At 34.6% G+C, this 25879-nt stretch carries 23 protein-coding genes and 2 tRNA genes; 12 read left to right on the top strand and 13 right to left on the bottom strand.

Features of this window, described 5'->3' with window-relative positions; genetic code table 11:
• Positions 1–20: 20 nt before the first annotated feature.
• From BLT57_RS00830 to BLT57_RS00810, 5 genes are all read right to left on the bottom strand, one after another.
• On the bottom strand, positions 21–2603 hold the full coding sequence (locus BLT57_RS00830) for an outer membrane protein assembly factor (RefSeq protein WP_091420954.1): 2583 nt from the start codon (positions 2601–2603) through the stop codon (positions 21–23).
• Positions 2575–3315: an isoprenyl transferase gene (locus BLT57_RS00825; RefSeq protein ID WP_091420951.1), complete on the bottom strand. Its 741-nt coding sequence runs from the start codon at positions 3313–3315 to the stop codon at positions 2575–2577. Before BLT57_RS00825 ends, BLT57_RS00830 begins: the two co-directional genes overlap by 29 nt.
• A 1-nt stretch (position 3316) precedes the next feature.
• Positions 3317–4006 (bottom strand): DUF6089 family protein, encoded by a 690-nt coding sequence (locus BLT57_RS00820; RefSeq protein ID WP_091420948.1) that lies wholly within the window; start codon positions 4004–4006, stop codon positions 3317–3319.
• Positions 4007–4115: 109 nt separating this feature from the next.
• On the bottom strand, positions 4116–4991 hold the full coding sequence (locus BLT57_RS00815) for an NAD kinase (protein ID WP_091420944.1): 876 nt from the start codon (positions 4989–4991) through the stop codon (positions 4116–4118).
• 3 nt (positions 4992–4994) lie between these two features.
• Positions 4995–5651, bottom strand: a complete 657-nt coding sequence (locus tag BLT57_RS00810; RefSeq protein WP_091420941.1) for a CBS domain-containing protein — start codon at positions 5649–5651, stop codon at positions 4995–4997.
• Between the two features lie 97 nt (positions 5652–5748).
• On the opposite strand from BLT57_RS00810, the gene BLT57_RS00805 reads away from it, so the two are divergent.
• The 6 genes from BLT57_RS00805 (at position 5749) to clpX (ending at position 11075) form a co-directional block, all read left to right on the top strand.
• Positions 5749–6462 carry a pyridoxine 5'-phosphate synthase gene (locus BLT57_RS00805; RefSeq protein WP_091420938.1) on the top strand — a complete coding sequence of 238 codons (714 nt, stop codon included), beginning with the start codon at positions 5749–5751 and terminating at the stop codon, positions 6460–6462.
• Between the two features lie 5 nt (positions 6463–6467).
• Positions 6468–7238: an alpha/beta fold hydrolase gene (locus BLT57_RS00800; protein ID WP_091420935.1), complete on the top strand. Its 771-nt coding sequence runs from the start codon at positions 6468–6470 to the stop codon at positions 7236–7238.
• Positions 7239–7254: 16 nt separating this feature from the next.
• Positions 7255–7605 (top strand): phage holin family protein, encoded by a 351-nt coding sequence (locus BLT57_RS00795; RefSeq protein WP_091426586.1) that lies wholly within the window; start codon positions 7255–7257, stop codon positions 7603–7605.
• A 98-nt stretch (positions 7606–7703) separates the two neighbouring features.
• Entirely contained in the window at positions 7704–9026 is a 1323-nt protein-coding gene (gene tig, locus BLT57_RS00790) for a trigger factor (RefSeq protein ID WP_091420932.1), read from the top strand.
• A gap of 89 nt (positions 9027–9115) precedes the next feature.
• A complete protein-coding gene (clpP, locus tag BLT57_RS00785) occupies positions 9116–9790 on the top strand; it encodes an ATP-dependent Clp endopeptidase proteolytic subunit ClpP (RefSeq protein WP_091420929.1) in 675 nt (224 codons plus the stop codon).
• A 52-nt stretch (positions 9791–9842) separates the two neighbouring features.
• Positions 9843–11075, top strand: a complete 1233-nt coding sequence (gene clpX, locus BLT57_RS00780; protein WP_091420923.1) for an ATP-dependent Clp protease ATP-binding subunit ClpX — start codon at positions 9843–9845, stop codon at positions 11073–11075.
• A 290-nt stretch (positions 11076–11365) separates the two neighbouring features.
• Here clpX and BLT57_RS00775 read toward each other — a convergent pair whose 3' ends face one another.
• On the bottom strand, positions 11366–12589 hold the full coding sequence (locus BLT57_RS00775) for a PD40 domain-containing protein (protein WP_091420920.1): 1224 nt from the start codon (positions 12587–12589) through the stop codon (positions 11366–11368).
• 139 nt (positions 12590–12728) lie between these two features.
• Positions 12729–14249: a GH3 auxin-responsive promoter family protein gene (locus BLT57_RS00770; protein WP_091420917.1), complete on the bottom strand. Its 1521-nt coding sequence runs from the start codon at positions 14247–14249 to the stop codon at positions 12729–12731.
• A 43-nt stretch (positions 14250–14292) separates the two neighbouring features.
• On the opposite strand from BLT57_RS00770, the gene BLT57_RS00765 reads away from it, so the two are divergent.
• Positions 14293–15087, top strand: coding sequence for a DUF2797 domain-containing protein (locus BLT57_RS00765; protein WP_091420914.1), 795 nt, complete (start codon positions 14293–14295; stop codon positions 15085–15087).
• Positions 15088–15155: 68 nt separating this feature from the next.
• Positions 15156–15392 (top strand): hypothetical protein, encoded by a 237-nt coding sequence (locus BLT57_RS00760; protein WP_369825389.1) that lies wholly within the window; start codon positions 15156–15158, stop codon positions 15390–15392.
• Between the two features lie 278 nt (positions 15393–15670).
• Here BLT57_RS00760 and rpsU read toward each other — a convergent pair whose 3' ends face one another.
• From rpsU to BLT57_RS00740, 4 genes are all read right to left on the bottom strand, one after another.
• Positions 15671–15865 (bottom strand): 30S ribosomal protein S21, encoded by a 195-nt coding sequence (rpsU, locus tag BLT57_RS00755; RefSeq protein ID WP_028873183.1) that lies wholly within the window; start codon positions 15863–15865, stop codon positions 15671–15673.
• A gap of 28 nt (positions 15866–15893) precedes the next feature.
• Positions 15894–16757 (bottom strand): RNA polymerase sigma factor RpoD/SigA, encoded by an 864-nt coding sequence (locus BLT57_RS00750; protein ID WP_091420908.1) that lies wholly within the window; start codon positions 16755–16757, stop codon positions 15894–15896.
• Between the two features lie 143 nt (positions 16758–16900).
• On the bottom strand, positions 16901–19534 hold the full coding sequence (locus BLT57_RS00745) for an AsmA-like C-terminal region-containing protein (RefSeq protein ID WP_091420906.1): 2634 nt from the start codon (positions 19532–19534) through the stop codon (positions 16901–16903).
• A 100-nt stretch (positions 19535–19634) separates the two neighbouring features.
• Positions 19635–20339 (bottom strand): queuosine precursor transporter, encoded by a 705-nt coding sequence (locus BLT57_RS00740; RefSeq protein WP_091420903.1) that lies wholly within the window; start codon positions 20337–20339, stop codon positions 19635–19637.
• A 70-nt stretch (positions 20340–20409) separates the two neighbouring features.
• Here BLT57_RS00740 and folK point away from each other — a divergent pair, with 70 nt between their 5' ends.
• Complete coding sequence (folK, locus tag BLT57_RS00735; protein WP_091420899.1) at positions 20410–21540, top strand: 2-amino-4-hydroxy-6-hydroxymethyldihydropteridine diphosphokinase; 1131 nt, start codon at positions 20410–20412, stop codon at positions 21538–21540.
• 54 nt (positions 21541–21594) lie between these two features.
• Here folK and BLT57_RS00730 read toward each other — a convergent pair whose 3' ends face one another.
• On the bottom strand, positions 21595–22143 hold the full coding sequence (locus tag BLT57_RS00730) for an RNA methyltransferase (protein WP_091420896.1): 549 nt from the start codon (positions 22141–22143) through the stop codon (positions 21595–21597).
• A gap of 121 nt (positions 22144–22264) precedes the next feature.
• Between BLT57_RS00730 and mutS the strand changes: the two genes are divergently transcribed.
• From mutS to BLT57_RS00715, 3 genes are all read left to right on the top strand, one after another.
• Positions 22265–24877 (top strand): DNA mismatch repair protein MutS, encoded by a 2613-nt coding sequence (mutS, locus tag BLT57_RS00725; protein ID WP_091420893.1) that lies wholly within the window; start codon positions 22265–22267, stop codon positions 24875–24877.
• A 102-nt stretch (positions 24878–24979) separates the two neighbouring features.
• Positions 24980–25051: transfer RNA gene (locus tag BLT57_RS00720), tRNA-Gly, on the top strand.
• A 22-nt stretch (positions 25052–25073) separates the two neighbouring features.
• Positions 25074–25157 (top strand) — tRNA-Leu (locus BLT57_RS00715).
• 314 nt (positions 25158–25471) lie between these two features.
• On the opposite strand, the gene BLT57_RS00710 is transcribed toward BLT57_RS00715, so the two are convergent.
• The gene (locus BLT57_RS00710) at positions 25472–25855 is read right to left on the bottom strand and encodes a hypothetical protein (RefSeq protein WP_091420889.1); all 384 of its coding nucleotides are present in this window, start codon (positions 25853–25855) and stop codon (positions 25472–25474) included.
• Positions 25856–25879: the final 24 nt, after the last annotated feature.

The raw sequence follows: 25879 nt of genomic DNA, 5'->3' as shown, positions 1-25879 counted from the left end.
TAGAAAATATCGTGCCAAAATTAAAATTGCTGTCCAATAATAAAGTGAGTTTCCCATCCGTTCTTTACCGTTTGACCCGGTAGAGCATCGAATCCATGACCAAAATCAATACCTAATAATCCGAAGGCAGGCATAAAAATACGGATACCAAATCCTGCAGATCGATTAAGATTAAACGGGTTGAAATCTCTAAAACTATCATATGATGACCCAGCCTCTAGGAATGTTAAGGCATATATTTTTGCCTGTGCTCCTAAAGTAATAGGATATCTTAATTCTAGCGAAAATTTATTATAAATAGATCCACCATCCTGAGACGATAAGGATTGGTTAGGATAACCACGAAGCTGAATAATTTCTCTTCCGTCTAAGGCGAAATTTCCTAAGCCATCACCGCCTAAGAAGAAGCGCTCAAATGGGATAACACCTCTGTCTTGATTATACGCTCCTAAAAATCCAAACTCCATTTTTGAACGTAAAATCAAGCGTTCATAAAGTCTTGTGTACCAGTCTCCTTGAAATTTTATTTTATAAAATTCTAGCCAGTCATAGCGTTCTTGATCTATTTCTCCAATTCTCGCAGCATCATCCACATCGGTTGGATCTAGGGCGTCTCTTTCTTCTTTGAGTGCTCCGTAATCAACATTATTAAATAATGAATAAGGCAATGATACTTTAGCTGAAATTGTAAAATTAGAACCACCTTCAGGATAAATAGGATCTGTAAATAGGTTATTACGTGTTAATCCAATGGTATACGATAAGTTATTCGAGTAACCGTTTCCGAAGGTAAAAAGACCTGTATTATAGTTTTTTAAATCATAATGCTGAAATCCAATCGCTTGAGACAAGGTAAAATAGTCATCTGGTACTTTTAACCGTTTCGCCAAGCCAACAGAAATTCCAAGTATATTAAAACGTCTATTTCGGTCTGCATCTCTGGTAATCGGGTTAAATAGAAACTGCTTAGTTAACGATATTGAAGTTGATAACTGCACAGGGCGCTTGCCCCCCAGCCAAGGTTCAGAAAATGAGAAACTGTACGTCTGGAAGAATCTTGAAGCTTGTAAACGTAAGGCTAAACTTTGTCCGTCACCTGAAGGAATAGGTTTCCATGCCTCTTTCTTAAATAAATCTTTTAAAGCGAAATTATTAAATGATAATCCTAAAGTGCCAATAAAGCCACCTCCACCGTAACCACCTTGAAGTTCAATTTGGCTAGATCCACGCTCTACAACCTCATAATCAATATCTACTGTACCATCCTGAGTATTGAAGTTCTTCATGTTAGGTGTTAGCTGCTGCGCATCAAAGAAACCTAATTGCCCGAGTTCTCGGATGGTTCTAATCACATCACTTTTTCTATACAGCGTTCCTGGTTTAGTTCTTAATTCTCTATAAATGACATGGTCATTGGTCTTAATATTGCCAGAAACAGATACATTATTGAAATACGCGGGTTTTCCTTCGGAAATTCTAATTTCCATATCAATAATATTACCTTCGGCACTCGTTTCAACAGGATTAATTGTTGAAAATAAATATCCATTATCTTGGTAAAGATTGGTGATATCTACTGCATCAGGCTTTGATTCATCTGCAATACGTTTTCTTAACTCTACGCCGTTATAGGTATCACCTTCATTTATTTTTAAAATAGATTGTAATTGTTGATCAGAGAATACGGCATTTCCAACGAAAGAGATTTTTCCAAATTTGTATTGATCACCTTCTTCTACATCAATAAATAGCGTAATGGTTTTATCATCTTTATAACCGATAGAATCTTTTATAATTCTAGCATCACGGTAGCCTTTTTCTTTGAAGGCATCAATAACGGTCACTAAGTCTTCTTTATAATCGTCTTTAATATATTTTGATCGTTTTAAAAGACGAATTGGATTTTTTTGTTTCGTATTCTTCATGGCCTTTCTGAGTTTTTTATCAGAAATCTTTTCATTGCCATTAAAAATAATTTTATTGATTTTTACCTTTTGTCCTTTATCAATATACACCAACATATCGACTCTAGCTTTTTCAATAGAGTCTACCACTTCTTTTATATTAACCGATGTTTTAGCATTTAAAAAGCCTTGCTTTTTGTATTTGTTGCTAATGTAATTGCGGGTAGTCGTTATAAGATTCTCTGTTACTTTTTCACCTTTCTTAAGATTGTTTTCTGTAATGAGCCCTTCTATTTTACCTTTTTTAACACCTTTGATAGTGACTTCATTTAATTCGGGAAGATCGACAAGGTTTATTTCTAAATAGGCTTTGTTTCCTTCAGTTTTGGCCAGATATACATCAATGCTACTGAAGAGGTTTGAGTCCCATAACTTCTTGATGGCATTACTAATTTGTTCTCCAGGAATGACAATTTCTTCTCCAATTTTTAGTCTTGAGAATGTAATAATGGTAGAAGGGTTAAAGTTCGTGTTACCAGTCACCTTTACATCTTCTAAGATGTATTTTATTCCTTGGTTAAAATCGGTTTGCTGTGCAGCTACTTTGCTTGAAGTAATAAAAATAAATGCTATAAGTAGTGCTTTAATGTATGTTTTCAAAAGTAAGTAATTAGCTAAGTTGTTCACTTGTTTTTCCAAATCGTCGTTCTCTATTTTGATAATTAATCAAAGCATCGTAAAGGTCCTTCTTCTTAAAATCAGGCCAAAGAATGTCTGTAAAATATAATTCAGCATAAGCTATTTGCCAAAGCAAAAAGTTGCTTATCCTCTGTTCACCACTGGTTCTAATCAACAAATCAACATCTGGTAAATCATGCGTGTAAAGATGCTTATTTATAATTGATTCGTCAATACTTTCAACGGAAATTATATTATTTTTAACTTTATCTGTTAATTCTTTTATAACCTTAACAATTTCTTCTCTAGACCCATAACTCAGGGCTAAAGTAAGTGTCATACGTGAATTGTTTTTGGTTTTGTCAATAACTTCTAATAATTCCCGATATGCTTTTTTAGGAAGGTCTTCAAGGCAACCAATGGCTAACAAGCGTATGTTATTGTCTTGCAGGGTCTTGATCTCCTTTTTTAACGATTTCACAAGGAGTTTCATGAGTGTTTGCACTTCTAGTTTTGGACGTTTCCAGTTTTCCGTGGAAAAGGCGTAGAGCGTGAGGTTTTTAATACCTATTTCAGCACTTACCTCAACAATATCTCTTACAGATTTAGCCCCGTTTTCATGACCAAATACGCGAAGCATACCCTTTTGTTTTGCCCATCTACCGTTGCCGTCCATAATAATGGCAACATGATTGGGTAATTTTTCAGGTTGTATTTGATCTTTCAAGTTCATATTAAAAATTGCAATAACAAGGGCGCTGTCCAAACGTGTAAGTTAGAGTAAATCCAGTAAACACATACCAATCATTACTGTTGATGTTTCCAAAACTTAAATTAGCGAGATCTGGATTATCAGGGACACTACCATCAATTTCATCTGAAAACGTATAACGTGCACCAACTTCAAAACCTAAAATAAGGTGATTTGTAATATTCGATTTCACACCTAGAACCATCGGGATTCCAAAGGCCCAACTATCATTATTTTCAGACTCAAGCTCACCGGCTGGTGTAAAGTAATAATTAGGGTGTTTTGCAGTTGTAATTCCTGAAAAAATATAAGGTGTAAATTTTATCCCGCTCGTATGTAGGTCAAAATCAAAAAAGGTAAATTCCATTCCAGCAGAGATTTCGAGCAAATTACTATCAAATTTATAACCACGTTCTATGCGCCTTGGGTCATCTGATTTACTGTCATCACCAACTAAATCTGAATATAATATAGACACTCTCCAAGAATGTCTCGGACTGCGATTCCATTTTAATAATAAGCCAAAAGAAGGAGCGTTTGGCGCGATATAGCTCGTAGAACCAACATCTCCAATGAAATTACTTCCACCAGCAAACACACCAACCTCATAGATCTGAGAATGACTCGTTTGTTGGAAAAATACACACAATAAAAATAAGATTAAATACCTCATAAATTTTTAAAAGTTTGCAAATATAACAATTATGATTTGCCTTTGGTAATTTGTGGCAAATAGTCTTACAGAAAACAGATTTTGTAAGATTTTATTGTATATTATAAACTCAATTTCGCTTGTCTTCTCCCCAAAGCATTTTCTTCCGAAGTGTATCAATAAAACTCTCATTTAAGAGCTCTACCATTTTGACTTCAAAATTGGCTTTTTTAATGGTGACGATAGTGTCATTTGATAAGGTCACAATCCGAGAATCTAGCGACATTAAATATTGATCTTCTCTGCCATCTACTTTCAGTTGTATTGAGGTATCATCGGGAATTACAAGAGGTCTTGCGTTTAAATTATGTGGGGCAATTGGTGTAAGTACAAAATTATTGGCTTCAGGAGTGATTACTGGCCCGCCACAACTCAGGGAGTATCCAGTGGAGCCTGTAGGTGTTGAGATAATCAGACCGTCAGCCCAATACGATGTTAAATACTCACTGTTTAAATGAGTTTCAACCGTAATCATAGAAGTCGTGTTTTTTCGGCTTACAGCAATTTCATTAAGAGCAAAATTAGTATCTAGTAGGGTCTCGTTTTCAGGGAAGGTCTCTACACGAAGTAAGGTGCGCTCTGATGTTTTATAATTGCCATTTAAAACTTGCTCAATAGCTTCCTTTATATGTTCTGTTTGAATAGTGGCTAAAAACCCCAGTCTGCCAGTATTGATTCCAACTATTGGAATAGCGAGATCTCTAACGTAAGTGACTGCTCTTAAAATGGTCCCGTCACCACCAACACTTATAAGCAAATCAAAGCTATTATTTAATTCAGAAAAGGTGTTAAGTGATTCAGTGAGATTAAGATCAGATGCCACATGCTTATAAAACGCTATTTCAACATGGATATCTGCTTTATTATCCTGAAGTACATCAAATAGATCTTGAATGGATTCGAGAGACTTTCCTGGGTAATATTGACTGTAAACGGCAACTTTCATACTCTAAATGTCTAAGTATTTCTTCAGGTAATCTGAGCGTTCTTTTAAACTTTCCACATAGGTGTCCTCTTCGTGGCCAGAAATAATATTGTAACTGTAGCGTCTAAATGTTTGTATGACCTCATTGAGTCCAATGTTGCCAATTTTTAAAGTGATTTGTATCAGGTCACCATCCATTTTAGAAATGAAAGCTCCTAGAATTTTCGCGTCGTTAGATTCAACAATTTGACTTATCTCACTAAATGAATAATCTTGAATACTTTTTTCAACTATTAAGATTCCGCCAGGCTCAGCAAAGAACGGTGTTTCATTAAATAAACCAATAATATCACTCAGTTCATAATACCCTAAATAGTTATTGCGTTCATCAAGTACAGGCATTATATTGCAACTGTTTTGAGCAAATGTTTCTAATACATCTAGCCAATTGGTTTGAGGTCTTACATAAAAACCTTCTAAGGCATAATTGCAATCAGCTATGGTTTTTTGTGACTCGAAACAGTGTGCATCAGTTGCTGAAATACAACCTTGATAAGTGCCATTACTTTCAACAGGAATATGAGAATAGGTGAGCTCATTAAAAATCATTTGAACATCACTAACCTTGTCATCGATGTTTAGTGGTTTGATATCGTTAATAATGTATTCTTTTAAAGGCATAATATTGTAAAAAAATCTAGTGCAAATTAATTAAAAATAACTACAAAAAAGCATGAACTAATAGGAGTTCTGTATTTTTGCAGAATAAAATTTAGTTATGACAAAGTTAAGTGTAAATATTAATAAAATTGCCACCTTACGTAATTCTCGAGGCGGAAATACGCCAAACGTGGTGCAGTTCGCAAAAGATGTACAGCGATTTGGGGCCGAAGGTGTAACCGTTCATCCAAGACCAGATGAGCGTCATATTCGTTATCAGGATACAAGAGATCTTAAACCAGTTGTCTATACCGAGTTTAATGTAGAAGGAAACCCAATCAAGTCGTTTATGGATTTGGTGTTAGAGGTAAAGCCAACCCAGGTGACTTTAGTGCCAGATGCAATCGATGCATTAACTTCGAATTCTGGATGGGATACGAAAACACATAAAGACTTTTTAACAGAAGTAATTTCAGAATTTAAATCTAACGGGATCCGAACTTCTATTTTTGTTGATCCTGTTTTGGATATGATAGAAGGCGCTAAAGCTGCAGGAGCCGATCGGATAGAATTGTACACCGAATCGTTTGCGCATCAATATGGCTTGGGCAATAAAAACGAAATAGAGATTTTTACCAAAGCGGCAGAATTTTCAAATAATATCGGATTAGGAGTGAATGCAGGACATGATTTGTCTTTAGATAACATTCAGTTTTTTAAAGCACATATTCCTGATTTATTGGAAGTCTCTATTGGACATGCCTTAGTCTCCGAAAGTTTATATTTAGGAGTTGAAAATGTGATTCAAATGTATTTGCAACGACTCAAATAGTAAACATGACATTACATTCAAATATCATAGGTCAAGGGCAACCATTTATTATACTTCACGGATTTCTGGGGATGAGCGATAACTGGAAAACATTAGGAAACCGATTTAGTGAATTTGGTTTTGAGGTACATTTGGTAGATCAACGCAATCACGGACGTAGTTTTCACGATGATGAATTTAATTATGAGGTGTTAGCTGAAGATTTAAAACAGTATTGTGATACATATAATTTAAAAAACATAATACTTCTTGGGCATTCCATGGGAGGAAAAACAGCCATGCTCTTCGCAACCGAATATCCTGAGTTGGTATCCAAATTAATGGTGGCAGATATTAGTCCGCGTTTTTATCCCGTCCATCACGATGCTATTTTAAATGGATTGAGTGCTTTGGATTTTAAAACGATTAAAAGTCGGGGAGCAGCCGATAAGTTTTTAGCTCAGTATGTTTCAGAGATAGGAATTCGTATGTTCCTATTAAAGAATTTGTATTGGGTAGAAAAGGATCAGCTCGGACTTAGAATTAACCTTGATGTATTAAAAGAGAACGTTTCCGAAGTCGGGGAAGCGCTGCCCATTCACGCTCAATATGATAAACCAACACTATTTCTTCGAGGAGACAAAAGCGAGTATGTCATGCCAACGGATGCAAAATTAATTACACAACACTTTCCACAAGCAGATATTGTAACTGTTAGTGATGCAGGACATTGGTTGCATGCTGAAAATCCTGATGAATTCTACGATGCTGTGACAAAATTTATTACATTTAGTTAATCAAAACTAAATCATGATGAAATTATTAATCAGACTTCTAATTACAGCTGCTATCGTAATGTTATTAGCTCATTTTCTAACAGGTGTTGCAGTTACGGGTTATACCTCGGCACTTATTGTTGCTGCAGTTTTGGCATTTCTTAATGCGATTGTCAGGCCAATTTTAATAATATTAACCATACCCATTACCATATTGACTCTGGGCTTGTTTTTATTTGTAATCAACGCGTGCATCGTGCTATTAGCCGATAGATTTATTGATGGCTTTGGTGTGGATGGCTTTTGGACGGCATTATTGTTTAGTATTCTATTATCGATATCGCAGTCAATTGCATATTCGTTTTTAAAGGAAGAGAAGAAAAAATAGTCTCAAACACAATCACTTAAAAAATTGTTGGGTTGCAAAAAATATCGTATTTTTGCAGCCCTTTTTAACACCCAATAATGGGTTTAGTATAGTAAAAAATGAATATTACAAGAGAAAACATCGATTCACTAAATGCAGTGGTAAAAGTAGATATTGCTAAAGAAGATTATAGCGATAAAGTTGAAAAAATATTAAGCGATTATCGTAAATCGGCTAATATTCCTGGTTTCAGAAAAGGTCATGTCCCAATGACATTAGTAAAAAAGCAATATGGAAAAGCGGTTTTAGTAGATGAGGTCAACAAACTTTTGCAAGATGCTTTGGGTAAATATTTAACCGAAGAAAAATTAGACGTTCTTGGAAATCCGTTACCAAAACCACAAGATGATTTAGATTGGGATGCTGATGCATTTTCGTTTGAGTTCGAATTAGGTCTAGCGCCTGAGTTTGAAGTGAACTTAAAAAGTAAAAAAGCGATTACGCATTATAATATCGTTGCAGATGATAAAATGTTAAACGATCAAGTTGAGCATATCAGAAAACAATATGGTAAAATCGTGTCGGAAACAGAAGTTGCTAAAACCTCTGAAATTACAGGAGTTTTTACAAATGAGGAGAAAGACATCAATAATTCAGTAACGATCACTTTAGATAAATTTAAAGGAAAAGCTACTGAGAAGAAATTCATTGGTGCTAAAGCTGGTGATGTGATTGCATTAAAAACCAAAGGCTTATTTAATGATTCTCATGATTTAATGACCTTTCTAAAAGTATCTCATGACGATGCTCATGGTTTAGATATTGAAGTGAATTTTACAATTAATGAAATAAACACTAGGGAACTAGCCGATTTAGATCAGGAATTATTTGATAAATTATTTGGAAAAGGAACAGTGACTTCTGTGACTGAACTTAAAGACAAAATAAAAGTAGATTCTGAAAAGCAATTTACTCAGCAAGGTGATCAGAAACTTTTAAATGACGTAACTGAACATTTAGTAGAAAGCACAAAATTTGATTTACCAGCTGAATTTTTGCAGAAGTGGATGCAAACTGCAGGTGAAGAAGAAATGGATGCAGAGCAAGCCAAAGAAGAATACGAAAAGTCTGAAAAGAGTATGCGATACCAATTGATTGAAGGAAAATTGATTGAGAAATTTGATCTTCAAGTGAAGTTCGAAGATTTACAGGCACACTCTAAAGAGATGATCAAAATGCAAATGGCGCAATTTGGTCAAATGGATCCATCAGATGAAGAGTTAGATGGTATTGCTGCTCGTATCTTATCTAATAAAGATGAGGTGAAGCGTATGTCTGATCAATTGATGAGTACGAAATTGTTAAACCTTTACAAATCTGAAGCCAACATCAAGACAAAAGAAATAACTTATGACAATTTTGTAAAAGAGTTCTACAGTTAAACGTTTACAGTATAAATTAGTATATTTGAGCGTAAGACTGAGAGGTCTTACGCTTTTTTGTTCACACTAAAAACATTTGAAAACACTATATGGATTACGCAAAAGAATTTGAAAAATTCGCAATAAAAGATCAAGGGATCAGTAGCACATATTACAATAAGATTATTAGTAGTATGTATCCAACGGCATTAACGCCAAACATTATTGAAGAACGCCAAATGAACATCGCTATTTTTGATGTGTTCTCGCGTTTAATGATGGATCGTATCATTTTTATGGGAACCGGGATTAATGATCAGGTTGCCAATATCATTCAAGCACAATTATTGTTCTTAGAAAGTACGGATGCTTCTAAAGACATACAAATTTATATCAATTCACCTGGAGGAAGTGTTTATGCAGGTTTAGGTATTTACGATACGATGCAACTTATTAAGCCAGATGTGGCTACTATTTGTACAGGTATGGCAGCGTCTATGGGAGCAGTCTTACTTTGTGCTGGTGAAAAAGGAAAGCGCTCTGGATTAACGCATTCACGTGTGATGATTCACCAACCATTAGGAGGTGCGCAAGGTCAAGCGAGTGATATTGAAATTACAGCACGAGAAATATTAACTCTCAAAGAGGAGTTATACAATATTATCAGTAAGCATACTGGTCAAGATTACGACAAAATCTATGACGATAGTGATCGTGATTATTGGATGAAAGCAGATAAGGCGAAAGAATACGGAATGATAGACGAAGTTTTATCAAGAGGTTAAAATAAAAATACGCTTCATTGTCTCTTCGGAAACATTAAGCTTAAAATAAATTATGGCAAAGGAAGAATTAGAATGTTCGTTTTGCGGACGAAAAAAACCTGAAACCAATTTACTGATTGCTGGTTTAGATGCGCACATATGTGATCGCTGTATTGAGCAAGCTCATGGGATTGTCTTAGAGGAATCAAAGCAATCTGATAATGCAGAATTGTCCTCAGAATTAATGCTTAAAAAGCCACAAGAGATTAAGGCCTTTCTAGACGAATATATCATTGGTCAAGAATATACCAAAAAAGTCATGTCTGTTGCGGTATACAACCATTACAAACGATTATTACAACCGCCAACTGATGATGATATTGAAATTCAGAAATCAAACATCATCATGGTTGGGCAAACAGGTACTGGAAAAACCTTAATGGCAAAAACTATAGCTAGAATGCTTAATGTACCTCTGGCAATTGTCGATGCGACCGTTTTAACGGAGGCTGGATATGTTGGTGAAGATGTTGAAAGTATTTTAACACGATTATTACAAGCGGCAGATTATAATCTAGAAAAAGCCGAAAGAGGTATTGTATTTATTGATGAAATTGATAAAATTGCTCGTAAGAGTGATAATCCATCTATTACTAGAGATGTGTCTGGTGAAGGGGTGCAACAAGCCTTATTGAAATTACTAGAAGGAACCACAGTTAATGTGCCACCAAAAGGTGGTCGTAAGCATCCAGATCAAAAATTTATTGAAGTTAATACCGAGCATATTTTATTTATTGCAGGTGGTGCTTTTGATGGTATTGAACGCCACATTTCTAAGCGATTAAATATGGCAGCCATTGGTTATAAAGCCTCTCATGATGACGATATAGCCGATCTAGATAACATGCTTCAGTATATCATTCCAAAGGATTTAAAAGACTTCGGATTGATCCCTGAAATCATAGGTCGTTTACCAGTGTTGACATATATGGATCCTCTAGATGCAAATACATTAAGAGCGATATTAACAGAGCCAAAGAATGCGATCATCAAACAGTACAAAAAACTGTTCACGATGGATGAGGTAGATTTCACGATTACCGAAGGAGCTCTTGATTATATCGTAAAAAAAGCGATTGAGTACAAGTTAGGTGCCAGAGGTTTGCGGTCACTATGCGAGGAAATTTTAACCGATGCTATGTTTGAAATGCCAAGTTCAAATGATAAAAAATTGAATGTCACAAAATCTTACGCTGAAAGTAAATTGACCAAGACAAAACTTAAAAAGCTGAAAGCAGTTTCATAGTTTAATATTTCAGAACATATTAAAAAAATAACCACTCTTTCCCGAGAGTGGTTTTTTTGTATTCTAGATTAATAACTAATATTGCGGAACAATATTTTGAGTGGGTTTGTCTATTACGTGATATCGAACACCTTAAAATCTTATGGTATTTAATAATTAATATATTGTAAATATAGGAGCATTAATACCATAATAACAATGCAAATCGCAGGTTTTAGACGAACCCTATTAAATAATCGTTATGAAGAAAAAAAACGTGTCGTTCATCGGATTTATACCTTAACCGTTCCTTAATGACTCTCAACTCCTGAGACTTTAGCCGATAATTTTAAGACTTCTTTATATATGATTGCATCGGTTTGGTAAGATGAAAAAGTGGATTCCAAAGGTGAGAATCCTTTTTTCAAAGCTTTAATTGTATAGTTCTCATAAGCTTTGACCTTAAAATTATAATGCGCATCTATATCGGTAACTTGACGATCTAACTCCTTGCCTTCTGGGTCGAGCAATACGACCGTAGTGTTTGGGATAAGTTCGTTCTTTTCATTTACCACAATGCCTTGTAATTGCTGGTAGATGACATTGGCCTTAAAACGATACATATCAAAACTACCTTTTCCGTCTTCTTTGTTTGAAGAGAAAAATCCTTGGTCATCATTGATAAACATAAAACCAACTTCATCAAACTCCGAATTAACTTCAGTACCCAGATTTCTTGGGGTCTTAATATCTTCAGAAATTGAGCTTACGAAAATATCAAATCCACCTATAGCTTGATGTCCTTTAGAAGAGAAGAATAATTTTTTTCCATCGTTAGATAAGTGTGGAAATTTATCATCGAATCGCGTATTAATCTTTGGTCCAAGATTCTTAGGTTGTTCAAGCGTACCGTCAGGATTAATTTGAGCTACGTATAAATCGTAACCACCAAATGAACCTGGCATATTTGATGAAAAGAAAAGCTCTGTGCCATCAATTGATACAAATGGATCTTCAATTGAATAATGAATACTACTGATTGGTAATACCGATTCATTAAGCCAATTACCATTAGATTCCTCCTCAAGTATTATTTTGTATAATTGATAATTATTTGAGTTTTCGCGCTGACTTCTGGTGAAGTACATCGTTTTCTCATCTGGTGAGAAGGCCACTTGCCCTTCATTATTTTTAGTATTGATTATTCTGGAAAAAAATAACGGGTTCTTAGCTGAGCCATAAGCATCAACATCAAGACAAAATAATTCTGTGAATGGTTCATTGGTGTTTTTGTCAATACCATTACCAAGTCCTCCAATTTTTTTTGAAGATACTAGGATTAATTTATTTCTGAATAAGGCCGAAGGGATTTCAGAATACTTTGTATTAATTTTTGAATCGTATACGTAAAATTCTAAACCGCTTTTGTTTTTATCATCAATGCGATTTGGATTCTCGTTATTTGTGTTTGAAACTGTAGGTGGGAATACCATACAAAACAGTACAGTAAACACCGTGAGGAAAGGCGTTTTCATTGTGAGGGATTTTGGGATTAATTATGTAATAAAGTTAGACCTCATTAAGACGAAATACACAAGATTTAACGGTTTTTTAGATGAAAGCGGTTCAAAATTCGATTAATCTAATCTATTTGCGGATTTTACCGATGAATGACTATGTGTTTTGATTCAATGAGAGTAACTCATCTAAATATTCCCTGCTATTAGAAAGCCTAGGGATTTTATGTTGTCCTCCAAGTTTATTGTGTAGTTTGAGCCAATCATAAAATAAACGTTTTCTTGCCACATGTACGGTTGGCATATTTAAAGTCATATCATTTAAACGTTTGGCTTCATAATCTGAATTTAGAGATTTCAGTTTACTGTCTAGTAACTCATTAAAGGTGTTGAGGTTTTTTGGAGGGGTTTTAAATTCTATCAGCCATTCATGAGAGCCTTTGTCGCGACCGTGCATAAATATAGGTGCTGCTGTGTAATCTACAATTTCAGCATTTGTTGAATAGCAAACTGACCTTAGAGCGTCTTCAGCGTTTTCAATAATTAATTCTTCGCCAAAGGCATTGATATGATGTTTGGTGCGTCCAGACACTTTAATTCGATAAGGATTGATTGATGTAAATCTCACAGTGTCGCCTATCTTATAACGCCAAAGTCCAGCATTGGTGGTGATTATTACTGCATAGTTTTTACCCACTTCAACATCACTCAATGGAATTACCTTCTGCTGTGGAGTTCCATAGTTATCCATAGGAATAAACTCATAGAAAATACCATAATCCAACATCAATAACAGCTCACTGCTACTGTTCTGATCTTGGATGGCGAAAAATCCTTCCGAAGCATTATAGATTTCATAATATCTAAATCTATCTTTAGGTAAAATAACTTTGTATTGATCGACATAGGGCACAAAGCTTACGCCTCCATGAAAATAAACTTCAAGATTTGGCCAGATATCAAAAAGACTCTCTTTCCCAGTTGCGTCTAAAACGTTGTTTAGTAATACAAGCATCCAGGATGGAACACCTGCCAAACTGGTGACATTTTCATTTCGGGTTTCTTCAACAATAGCTTGCATCTTTACTTCCCAGTCACTCATTAATGAGACTTTACTACTTGGTGTGCTGCTGAATTCCGCCCAGAACGGCATATTATCAATTAAAATGGCCGACAAATCTCCGAACACGGTTCCGTTTTCTTTGTAGAGTTCTTTACTGCCACCAAGACGCAAACTTTTACCTGTAAAGAGTTGAGAGTTTTCGTTATTATTAAGATACATGCATAACAAATCCTTGGAAGCCGCATAATGGCAATCTTCCAGAGATTCAGTACTAACAGGAATGAATTTACTTTTCGCATTTGTTGTACCGCTTGATTTAGCATACCACTTAATAGGATTAGGCCAAAAGATATTATGTTCACCTTGTCGAGATCGTTCTATCATATCCTGACAGTCCTCGTAAGATGAAATTGGAATGCGCTCACAGAAGGTTTTGTAATTAGTGATTGTAGCAAATTCATATTGCTTGCCAATCTCAGTATCCTTAGCTGTTGTAAGGAGGTGAAAAAGCAATTCATTTTGTACTTCGTTTGGGTATTTTAAAAACAATTCAATTTGGTGAAATCGCTTTTTTAAAAACCACGAAGCAATAGAATTTACTAATGGAATCGGCATTTTTGTACTATCTTTATGCTCTAAAAATAATACTTTTTTTCGTATGTTTTATCAAGGTGTTTTAACAAAAATGCAAACCGAGTTTGCAGAACCGATTCAATATTATCTAATCTTAGAGAATGATTTCCTGAATATGAATCAGTTATTGGATAAAACCCTTAAGTTGGAGTTTGTAAAACACCAGTGTTTAAAATGTGGATTAGATAAGCCTATTTATCGTCAAGGCTTTTGTAAAGCCGATTTTTTTGATATTCCTCAGGCAGGAGATTGGATCATGAGACCAGAGTTAAGCACTGCGCATTTGGGTAAAGAAGATCGAGATCTCGCATATGAAATGAAAGTACAATTGCAACCACATATTGTCTATTTGGCGAATTCGAGTAACGTAAAAGTTGGGGTAACCAGAAAGTCACAAATCCCAACGCGATGGATTGATCAAGGCGCTCATGAAGCCATTGAAATTGTAGAAGTCCCTAACCGTTATTTAGCCGGTATCACTGAAGTTGCTCTTAAAGATTATGTAGCCGATAAAACCAATTGGAGAAAGATGCTTAAGAATGATATCGAAGATGAAAACCTTGTAGAATGGCGTGAACGACTTAAGGGTTTTATTCCAGAGGAAGCCAAAGATTACTATATCACGTCAAATACAGAAACCAATTTGGAGTTTCCAGTTAACAAATATCCCGAAAAACCAAAAAGCCTGAACATCGAAAAAGAACATACATATACGGGTAAATTAGTAGGTGTTAAAGGGCAATATCTCATTTTTGAAGATGATACCGTTTTCAATATTCGAAGTAATGAGGGCCTAGTCTTGAAATTTACAATCGTATAATATTAACGATTTTTTATAATCTTTAACACGTTTTAAAAGTCTAAAGATTAGTATCTTGCAAATAAAAAATGATGAAAATTCCAGTCATGTTTTATGTGGCACTAACGACCATGTTATTAGTTACAATTACAATAGCAGTTGCTATGGATATGTCTTTTAATTGGGTGTTTCTATTAACTTGTATCGGACAATTATTACTCCTCATTATGGTTTATCGAGTATTGAAAGATAATTATACTACAGATAAAACCTTCGAAGACTTCTACGAAGATTATCCAATCGGTCGCATTGAGAATTATAGATAATTTCAATCATAAGTGTAGTCTTATCGCATGTGTTATTTTAGTATCTATGAGTATAACACTTTATACTTTATTGATGGCCAGTGCGACTTAATATTTTGATACGTTTTATTGGTAAGGGTTAGCTGGTAAACCTGCATTTTCTAACTCGACATCAACAGAAATCACTAAATTCAATATGTGAACGAATTTAAGTGATCAACTTTAGAAACAATAAAAAACAACAAAAGGCGCATCTTTTTAAGATGCACCTTTCAATATGTATTGAGGAAGAAAAAGGACTAAATATCCTCTTGATCTCTCATATTTTGGATATAACCAGCTTTTTGAATTTCACGTCTTCTTTTTACAGATGGTTTGGTGAAGAATTGATTTTCACGAATGTTTTGCATGGTCTTAACGTTACGGTGTTTTCTTTTGTAGCGCTTTAAAGCACGTTCAATGCTTTCTCCTTCTTTTACTAAAATTTTAATCATTGTAATACTTGTGGTTATATCTTTAGGACTATCCTAAATAGGTTTTTAATATTTTACTTTTTGAATCTTGGCGTAAACGCTTGATTCCTTTTTCTCTTATTTGTCTTACACGCTCTCTTGTTAAATCAAAAGTAGCACCAATTTCATCTAAAGTCATTGGTGGCTCATCACTTAAACCGAAATTTAAACGAATCACATCACTTTCTTTTTGAGATAATGTATCTAAAGCTCTATTAATTTCAACATTTAAAGACTCTTTCATCAAATCACGATCTGGATTTGGTGACTCTCCAGATTTTACGACATCGTATAAACTTGAGGTTTCTCCTTCCTTCAACGGAGCATCCATTGATAAATGTCTTCCAGAGTTCTTCAATGACTGCTTCACTTCTGTTACGGTCATGTCTAACTCCTGAGCTATTTCTTCAGGACTAGGTGCTCTTTGATGAGTTTGCTCTAAATGGGAGAACGTCTTATTGATCTTATTAATAGAACCAATTTTGTTCAAAGGTAATCTAACTATTCGAGATTGTTCCGCTAAAGCTTGTAAAATTGCTTGTCTAATCCACCAAACTGCGTAGGAGATGAATTTAAAACCTCTGGTTTCATCAAATCTTTTGGCAGCTTTTACTAATCCAGCATTACCTTCATTGATTAAATCGGGAAGCGTTAATCCCTGATTTTGATATTGTTTAGCAACAGAAACTACGAAACGTAAGTTAGCTGTCGTGAGTTTGTCTAAAGCCTGTTGGTCGCCTTCTCTAATACGTTGAGCAAGTTCAACTTCTTCTTCAGCAGTAATCATCGGTAATTTGCTGATGTCTTGTAGGTATTTGTCTAGAGATTTAGATTCACGGTTGGTAACTTGTTTGGTAATTTTTAATTGCCTCATATATAATGTCCTGTTTAAAAAGTTTGCAAGAGTACATAATAACTTTTAAAATGACAAAAGCAAATAAATTACCAGTTCTTTCTGAAAACGACCCTGTTTTTTCTAATTTTTAATGTTTTATTAACGATTTTTGGGAAAATCGACTAATTTTTTATAGAGTCTTTTTGTTTTTTTCGTTTTTTCAGTAAGCTGCCTAAAATTGATTTGACACCATCTGAAACTGGATCAGTTGTTTTTGTAGTATCAGTTTTAACTCCTGTTGAGTCTTTTGTCGTTTGGTTTTTAGAACCGCTTAAAATACCACCTAAAAGCCCTTTTACTTTATCGGTTCCTTTATCGATAAGTTTCTGCTTTTCAATTTCAATAAGTTGTTTGGTGAGTGAGCTAATACCGCTCGTAAGATCCGTTTTTACATTTGGATTGGTATAACTTCCAGTAATGTTTGCGGTTACTGGAATGTAGATCTTGTTGACTTCAGGATCATTAATTTTACCGAGTAAACGATTTACATCACTACCCAAGTATTTTGCAGGTACCTGAAATATAGCATTGTAATTTAACGTTTTATCAAAGCCGTGTGTTCCTGAAACTTCAATAGTTATATCTTCATAGTTTAAATTAAATGGCTTCACCGATACTTGTCCTTCAGAAAACTGTAATTGTGTTTTAAGATTCTTTAGGTTGATCTTGTCAAAATCAATAAAATTTAATGCACCATCTAACTTACTCAAAACCGAAGCTTCATTTTTATTGATACTTGTGGTCAATAATTCTGCAAAAGCGTCACCTGAAATAGAACTCAGCTTCGGGGTAAATTCTTTGTCCAGCGTTCCTCTTAAAGAAATCATAGTATTGAGTTTGCCTTCAAAAGCTTTGGCAATTGGAGCTAAGTTTTGCAGGAGCTCTAAATCTTTAAACGATTGGGAAATATCAAAACCTTCAGCGCCCATATTCAAATCAAATACAGGGATGTCGGTTTGTGTAGATACTTTGCCAGTAAGTGCGAGAACACCATTAAATAAATTGGAAGTTAAATTTTTGAGCGTAGCTTCCTGGTCTTTTATTAATAAAATGCCAGTTACTTCTTTTAATTGAAGATTGTCATAGACAACAGTTTCGGCTTTAGCGTTAATTGTGCAGTCTAAGAAGTCAGGGATTTTCAAAGATTCACGATTTGAGCTTGTTTTGTTATACGCTTCAACGGAGGCATCTGCTACCATAAAATCACTAACTACGAAGTTGTTAGAGTTTACATTGAAGTTTCCTTGAAGTTTTTTATCACTCAATAAGAAGCCTAGTAAATTCTTAATCGATCCGGTGGCCTTCAAATCACTTGTTCCAGTGATAGCATCAAAATGATTAAGTGAGACATTACCTGGATTGAAGGTCATATCTGCTTTATTGATTTGAATCGGATTGACAATGTCTTCTGAAGAAAAAATGAAATCTGTAATACTAAGGCTACCATTGTTTTTTATGCGTTCATAGGCATTGGCTTCAATGGCATTCATGTCAAATGCGGTATTTAGTTTGGCTTTCAAGACTCCGCTGAGTTGTTTGTCAAAATCAATGGGATATGCTTTTGTAATTTTAGTTAAGTTCAATGTACCATCGATATTAGCGTTCACCAACATATTCTCTGTGAGATTTCTGATTGTAGCATTAGACTTAAAGACATCGTCATCAATTTTGAAGTTTAAGGTTTTAATGTCTAGAAAGGTATCATCCAGTTGTCCCGTAGTGTTTTTGATAACAGTATTGATCGTAATATTACTCACCCGTTTTGGAAGATCTGGATATTTGAAAGAAGCATTATTAGAGGTGATATTAATATCTAATGTCGGAATGGTTGTATCAGTCACTTGCCCTTTTATTTTACCTTTGACTTTAAAATCCCCTGAGGTTTCTACAGACGATATATTTTTTGAATAGGCTTCAGGAATTACTGCTAAAAAGTCTTTAAAGGAAGATTCAGGATTTTCAAAAGCGATGTCAATCTCTTGTCCGTCTTCTATGAGTTGCACATAGCCATCAAAAACTAGAGGCAATTGATTAATATACCCTTTGTTTTCCATGAAAGTATATTTCTGTTCCTTAAGATTCATAGCAATAAGAGCATCCAATTTTATAGAATTTTGATTCAGATATTGTGTGCTATCAATGTTCATGCTTACATTCGCTGATGTTTCAGTGTCGAGTTGAGATTGTGTTTCTGAAAATGTACCTTGACCAGAATGGTTGAGCTCGGTAATATAAATTTTGGTGTTTGAACTTTCATTTAAATAGGTCAATGCACTATTATTGATGCTATAATCTTCAATATCAAATGAAAAACTACTGGTTGAATCTGAGACTGTTTTGCTAGGATTGTTTTCTTTGGAAATATCGTAATTGTTATCTCCTAGTGTATTCGTTTTAAGTGTTAAAAGGACTTCGTCAAGACTTATAGAATTTACTATTATCGGATCTTCATTAGCGGTTTTGAACAATTCTTTTACTGACATTGTAAACGCGATTTGCTTTGCTGTCGCTAAAGTTTCGTCCTCAAAGGGTTTATAGTTAGTAATGACTAAATTATCAACAGTTACGTAGGCTTGGGGAAAACTACGAATGAAACTCAAACTCACATCACTAAATTCTACTTTAGCGTTGAGGTTCTCATTGATAAAGTTTTTTACCATATCCTTAATTTGGCCTTGAAAGGCAAAAGGGATGGCGATTAATAAGAATAGAATAATAAGAATAGAAATTCCTGTAATCTTGAGTGTTTTCTTCATAAGGTTGTTTTGTAATCTATATACGGTAAGAATATCATTTAGGCTCTATTTCACCAAAAGTTTAATAAAATTTTAACCCAAACCTTGCTATCTCGGGTGTTCATGTTATTTTGAGATCTTCATTTACTTTCAAATTAAAACGCCGTCTAAACAGGTAAACTCCTAAATAAAGAAAAGGAGTGTCTAAGGCCGCAACGAACACTTTAAAAAGAAATCCACTAATTAATAACCCTTTAAAATTTTCCCATGGGATAATTCCAAATGAGCATAACAGTAATACAATAGAGAACGTATCAATAAATTGTGAAAACCAAGTTGAAAAGTTATTTCTCAGCCATAAGTGTTTACCCTTAGTGAGTCGTTTCCAAAAGTGATACACTTGGATATCAATAAATTGGGCGAATAAATACGCCGACATAGACGCAAATACAGCGATTACCGAATTTCCAAAAACGCGAGTAAATAAATCGTCTTGAATTGGTGAGTTTTCAATCGCTGGAACGTTATCTGCTAGCCAGATAATCAACAATGAAAATACCGAAGCAAAAATTCCAGCTACTACGACTTGGTTCGCTTGTTTCTTTCCGTAAATCTCACTAATAAGATCAGTAATTAAAAAGGTAATAGGATAGGGTAAGATTCCTACTGAAATCTCGAACAACTTCGCACCAAAAATTTCTACGTCAAAAGGATACCAATAAAAAAACTTTTGAAAAATAATATTAGAAACAACTAAAGAGGTGATAAACAGTGCCGCTAAAAATAGATAAATCCGCTGTGCAGCAAGTTTGTCTTTTAAGGTCATAAATTGTGAATAAAAACTTCATACAAATATACGTTAAAGTGATTTTCTTTTCATTATTTTGATCTGCTATATGAATTCAACTCATCACGTATACATTTCACTTGGTAGTAATAAAGGCGACAGGTTAAAATATCTGCAAGACGCTGTGGATTTGATTTTTTCTGAAATAGGAAATGTCAATAGCATCGCAAAAGTCTATAACACACCAGCAATAGGGTTTAAAGGTGACGATTTTTTAAACACTTGCATTTCTATTGAAACCCTATTTTCTTCGGAAGAGGTATTAGAAAAATTACAGACTATTGAAGTTAAATTAGGACGTGAAAAAACGCAATCTGAAACTTACGAAGCTAGAACTATCGATTTAGATATCTTGTTTTTTAATGCTGAACGCATTACTAAAGATGGATTAGTCATTCCGCATCCTGAACTTCAAAACCGACAATTTGTATTGCAACCCTTAAAAGATATAGCTCCAAAATTTGAGCATCCTGAATTAGAAAAAACCGTTTTAGAATTAACTGCTGAATGTGAAGATAATAGTGAAATAGAAGCCATTAAAATCTGGTTGAAAAATCCGTCGAAGCAGTTTAATTTTTCTAATTTTAATTATATCGCTATTGAAGGAAATATTGGAGCAGGGAAAACAAGTTTGTCCCATCAAATTTCATATGATTTTAATGCAAAATTGATACTGGAGCGCTTTGCAGATAATCCGTTTTTGCCAAAATTTTACGAAGAACCACAGCGTTATGCATTTACGTTAGAGATGTCTTTTCTCGCCGATCGTTACCAACAAATTAGTGATGACTTATCGCAATTAGATTTGTTTAAGGATTTTATAGTGAGCGATTACGATATTTATAAATCCCTTATTTTCTCAAAAATCACTTTGCCAGAAGATGAGTTTCGACTCTATCGAAAGTTATTCTATCTTATGTATAAGGATATTGCGAAACCAGACTTGTATGTGTATTTGTATCAAAATACGCAACGTTTGCAAGAAAATATTAAAAAGCGAGGTCGCGATTACGAACAGAATATTGATGACGACTATTTAGAGAAAATCAATGCAGGCTATTTAGATTTTTTAAAAAACCAAACTGAACTCAATGTGAAAATCATTGATGTTTCAGATAAAGATTTTGTTGGTAGTCGTAAAGATTATTTATGGTTATTGAGAGAGATTTGTGGAACCTAATATGTTACTCCTCATTTGAAATAGAATCAACACTTCTGAAATCCTGAAATGCTTTTAGAATGACACCTTTTCTTTTTTTTGCATTTTCGAAAATAAATCCCAAACCACAACACCACAACTCACAGAGATATTTAGGGAATGCTTCGTGCCAAATTGAGGGATTTCTATTACCAAATCACTAGCATTAACGATGTCTTGAGTAACGCCTTTCACTTCGTTGCCAAACACCAAGGCATATTTTTGACTAATTTTAGGTTGAAAGTCGTTTAACATGATGGCACGCTCAACTTGTTCAATAGAAATGACTTTGACGTTTTCAGATTTTAACTTATTCACCACATCTAGCGTGTGTTCAGCGTATTCCCAATCAACGGTTTTGGTGCTTCCTAACGCGGTTTTTCTAATGTCATTATGAGGCGGTGTTGCCGTAATTCCGCAGAGATAAATTTTTTCAACCAAAAAGGCATCACTTGTTCTAAATACTGAACCAATATTGTTTAAGCTTCTAATATTATCTAATACAATAATAAGAGGTGTTTTTTCTACCGACTTAAATTCGTCAATATTCAACCGGTCGAGTTCGCTATTTTTTAGTTTTCGCATGTTAAAATCTTAGCTTTTTTGTAGATAACTTATGTGGTTTGAACTTTATAAAACTTGAAATTATAAGTACATTAGCAATCTTATCATTTAAGCAAAAATACAATTTAAAATAGGACAAGCCTTGGCCAAGAAAGCAAAAAAAGAAACACCATTAATGAAGCAGTATAACGCCATCAAGGTAAAATATCCTGATGCTTTATTACTATTTAGAGTTGGCGATTTTTATGAAACCTTTGGTCAAGACGCTGTAAAAGCCTCTAAGATTTTAGATATTATATTAACCAAGCGTGGAGCGGGAAGTGAGACTGAAATTGAATTGGCTGGTTTTCCGCATCACTCTCTTAATACCTACTTACCAAAACTGGTTAAAGCCGGAGAGCGTGTTGCTATTTGTGATCAACTTGAAGATCCTAAACAAACAAAGACTATTGTGAAACGTGGCGTTACTGAATTGGTGACTCCTGGTGTGGCTCTCAATGATGATATATTACATTCTAAAACAAATAACTTCCTAGCAGCTGTATTCTTTGGGGTAAAGGCGGTTGGTGTCTCGTTTTTAGATGTTTCTACGGGAGAGTTCTTTTTATCACAAGGTAATGAAGAATACGTAGATAAATTGCTTCAAAACTTTAGACCTAGTGAAGTTTTGGTATCCAAACCAAACCGACAAAAATTTGCAGCCGCTTTTGGTCATGATTTTCATACATTTTATATAGACGATTGGGTACTTCAAGATGATTATGCTAATGAGACTTTGTTAAAACATTTTAATATAAAGTCACTCAAAGGGTTCGGAATCGATGATCTTTATGAAGGTATTGTAGCCGCCGGAGCTGTATTACATTACTTAGGTGAAACACAACATCACAAATTACAGCATATCACATCTATTCAACGCTTGACAAAAGGCGAACATGTGTGGATGGATCGCTTTACTATTAAAAATTTAGAGCTATATCAATCTACAAACCAAAATGCAGTGACACTTATTGATGTGATTGATAAGACTATTTCGCCAATGGGTGGGCGATTATTGAAGCGATGGTTGGCTTTGCCTTTAGTGAATTTGTCATCAATAAATCAGCGTCATGATGTTGTAGAATATGTGATAAAGGATACAGTTACATTACAAAAATTTCAGCATCAATTAAAACAAATTGGAGATATTGAGCGCCTTATTTCAAAGGTGGCTACAGCTAAAATAACACCTCGAGAAGTTGTTCAACTTAAAAATGCATTAGAAGCTATAGTTCCCATAAAGGCCATTGCGCTTCAAACTAAAAATAAGGCCTTACAGTTAATTGGAGAACAATTAGATGATTGCGAAGTCTTGCGTGAACGAATTAAAGCTACTCTAAATGAGGACGCACCTGTTAATATTCTAAAAGGACATACGATTTCTTCTGATTTTTCTGCTGAGTTGAAAGACCTTCGTGAGCTATCCGCATCAGGTAAAGATTATTTAAATCAAATGTTAGAGCGTGAAAGTGAACGAACAGGTATTACCTCACTTAAAATAGCGTCTAATAATGTGTTTGGCTATTATATTGAAGTTCGTCATACCCATAAAGACAAAGTTCCTGAAGACTGGATACGAAAGCAAACATTAGTAAGTGCCGAACGCTATATAACTGAAGAGTTAAAAGAATACGAAACTAAAATCTTAGGGGCTGAAGAGCGAATTTTAGCCATAGAGCAGCAGTTATTTGCAGAATTGGTGAAATGGATTGGGGAGTACATTAAGCCAGTTCAAAAAAATTCAGCATTGATTGCGCAATTAGATTGCTTAACTGGGTTTGCACAACTGGCAATTCAAAATAACTATACAAGGCCATTTTTAACTGAGGGTCATGAATTAGATATAAAAAATGGAAGGCATCCAGTTATTGAGAAACAATTGCCTCCTGGAGAACCTTATATAGCCAATGATTTGTATCTCGATAGAGAACAAGAACAAATAATAATGATTACGGGTCCGAATATGTCTGGTAAGTCGGCAATTTTACGTCAAACAGCTTTGATTGTATTATTAGCACAGATGGGAAGTTTTGTTCCTGCGGAAGTGGCGACTATAGGATTGACCGATAAAATATTTACAAGAGTTGGTGCCAGTGATAACATTTCGATGGGCGAATCAACTTTTATGGTTGAGATGAATGAAACAGCTTTGATTTTAAATAATATATCAGAGCGAAGTTTGGTGCTTTTAGATGAAATAGGTCGCGGAACTAGCACCTATGATGGGATTTCTATTGCTTGGGCAATCAGTGAATATTTACATGAACATCCTAGCAGAGCAAAAACCTTATTTGCAACCCACTATCACGAGTTAAACGAGATGTCTGAAACCTTCGATCGTATCAAGAATTTTAATGTTTCAGTAAAGGAATTAAAGGATAACGTATTATTTCTTAGAAAACTTGTTGAAGGTGGTAGTGAGCATAGTTTTGGAATTCATGTAGCTAAAATGGCAGGAATGCCACAACAGGTCATTCATCGTGCAAATAAAATACTAAAACAATTAGAAAAATCGCACTCAAGTGAGGAGTTAACCGATAAAGTGAAAACCCTAAATAATGAGATGCAGTTAAGTTTCTTTAATTTGGATGACCCCTTGTTAGAGCAGATTAAAGAGGAGATTGTAAATATAGATATTGATACTTTAACACCGGTAGAAGCATTGATGAAACTCAATGAAATTAAGCGTATGTTATTGAAAAAGAAACGTGCATAAAAAATCTGTATTTTTTTTAGTAAAAGGCTTTGGATTTCTAAGAAAAGTCTTAAATTTGCGCTCGCAATTACAATAAACGTTCATTTAAAAAATTGCTATAATGCGAAAGTAGCTCAGGGGTAGAGCATCACCTTGCCAAGGTGGGGGTCGCGGGTTCAAATCCCGTCTTTCGCTCTAAGCCTTAAAAATATACCAAGCTGAAGTGGTGGAATTGGTAGACACGTTGGACTTAAAATCCAATGTCCATTAGGACGTACGGGTTCAAGTCCCGTCTTCAGTACAGATGAAAAGTCGAAACGAAAGTTTCGACTTTTTTCTTTTTAAAATGACCATAAGAACAAGACTATCAGCCCTTTTAAAAAGAAAAAAGCAATCTGATAATTCGGATTGACTTTTTTCAAATTGTTGATATAGGACTAGACGAATTCAATTTCCGTTTTTGGGCTTGTATTAAAAAAACTAATTAAAGTTATAGCTCTTATCTTTATTGATTTTGAATATTGTAGCGACAGGGAGATGAATAGTAGACGAATAATTATAAATAAAAAAGGGTCTGATTATATCAGACCCTTTTTTTATAAAAGCAACTTTAATTTAGTTGTTTTCTTTTACTTTGTTTGCAGCATCATTTAAAGCTTTAGAACCTTCCTCCTTAGCTTTGTCAGCGCCTTCTTTTACTGCGTCTTTGGCGTCTTTAGCCATATCTTCAGCGCCTTCTTTCATTTTGTCAACACCTTCTTTCATAGCGTCACCAGCTGCATCTACAGCGTCTTCAGCACCTTCTTTAACGTCTTCAGCACCTTCTTCTATGGCGTCACCTGTTGCTTCAGTAGCATCTTTTACAGCGTCTTCAGCTTTATCTGCTGCATTTTCAACAGCATCACCAGCTTTAGCTGCTTCTTCTTTGGTTTCTCTACATGATGTTACAGACACTATAAGTGCCAATACTAATGCGAGGTTTAAAATCAGTTTTTTCATTTTTGATAGTTTTAGTGTAATTGT

Source organism: Formosa sp. Hel1_31_208 (assembly GCF_900104785.1).
Classification (GTDB): Bacteria; Bacteroidota; Bacteroidia; order Flavobacteriales; family Flavobacteriaceae; genus Psychroserpens.
This window is presented reverse-complemented; position numbering and strand designations above follow the sequence as displayed.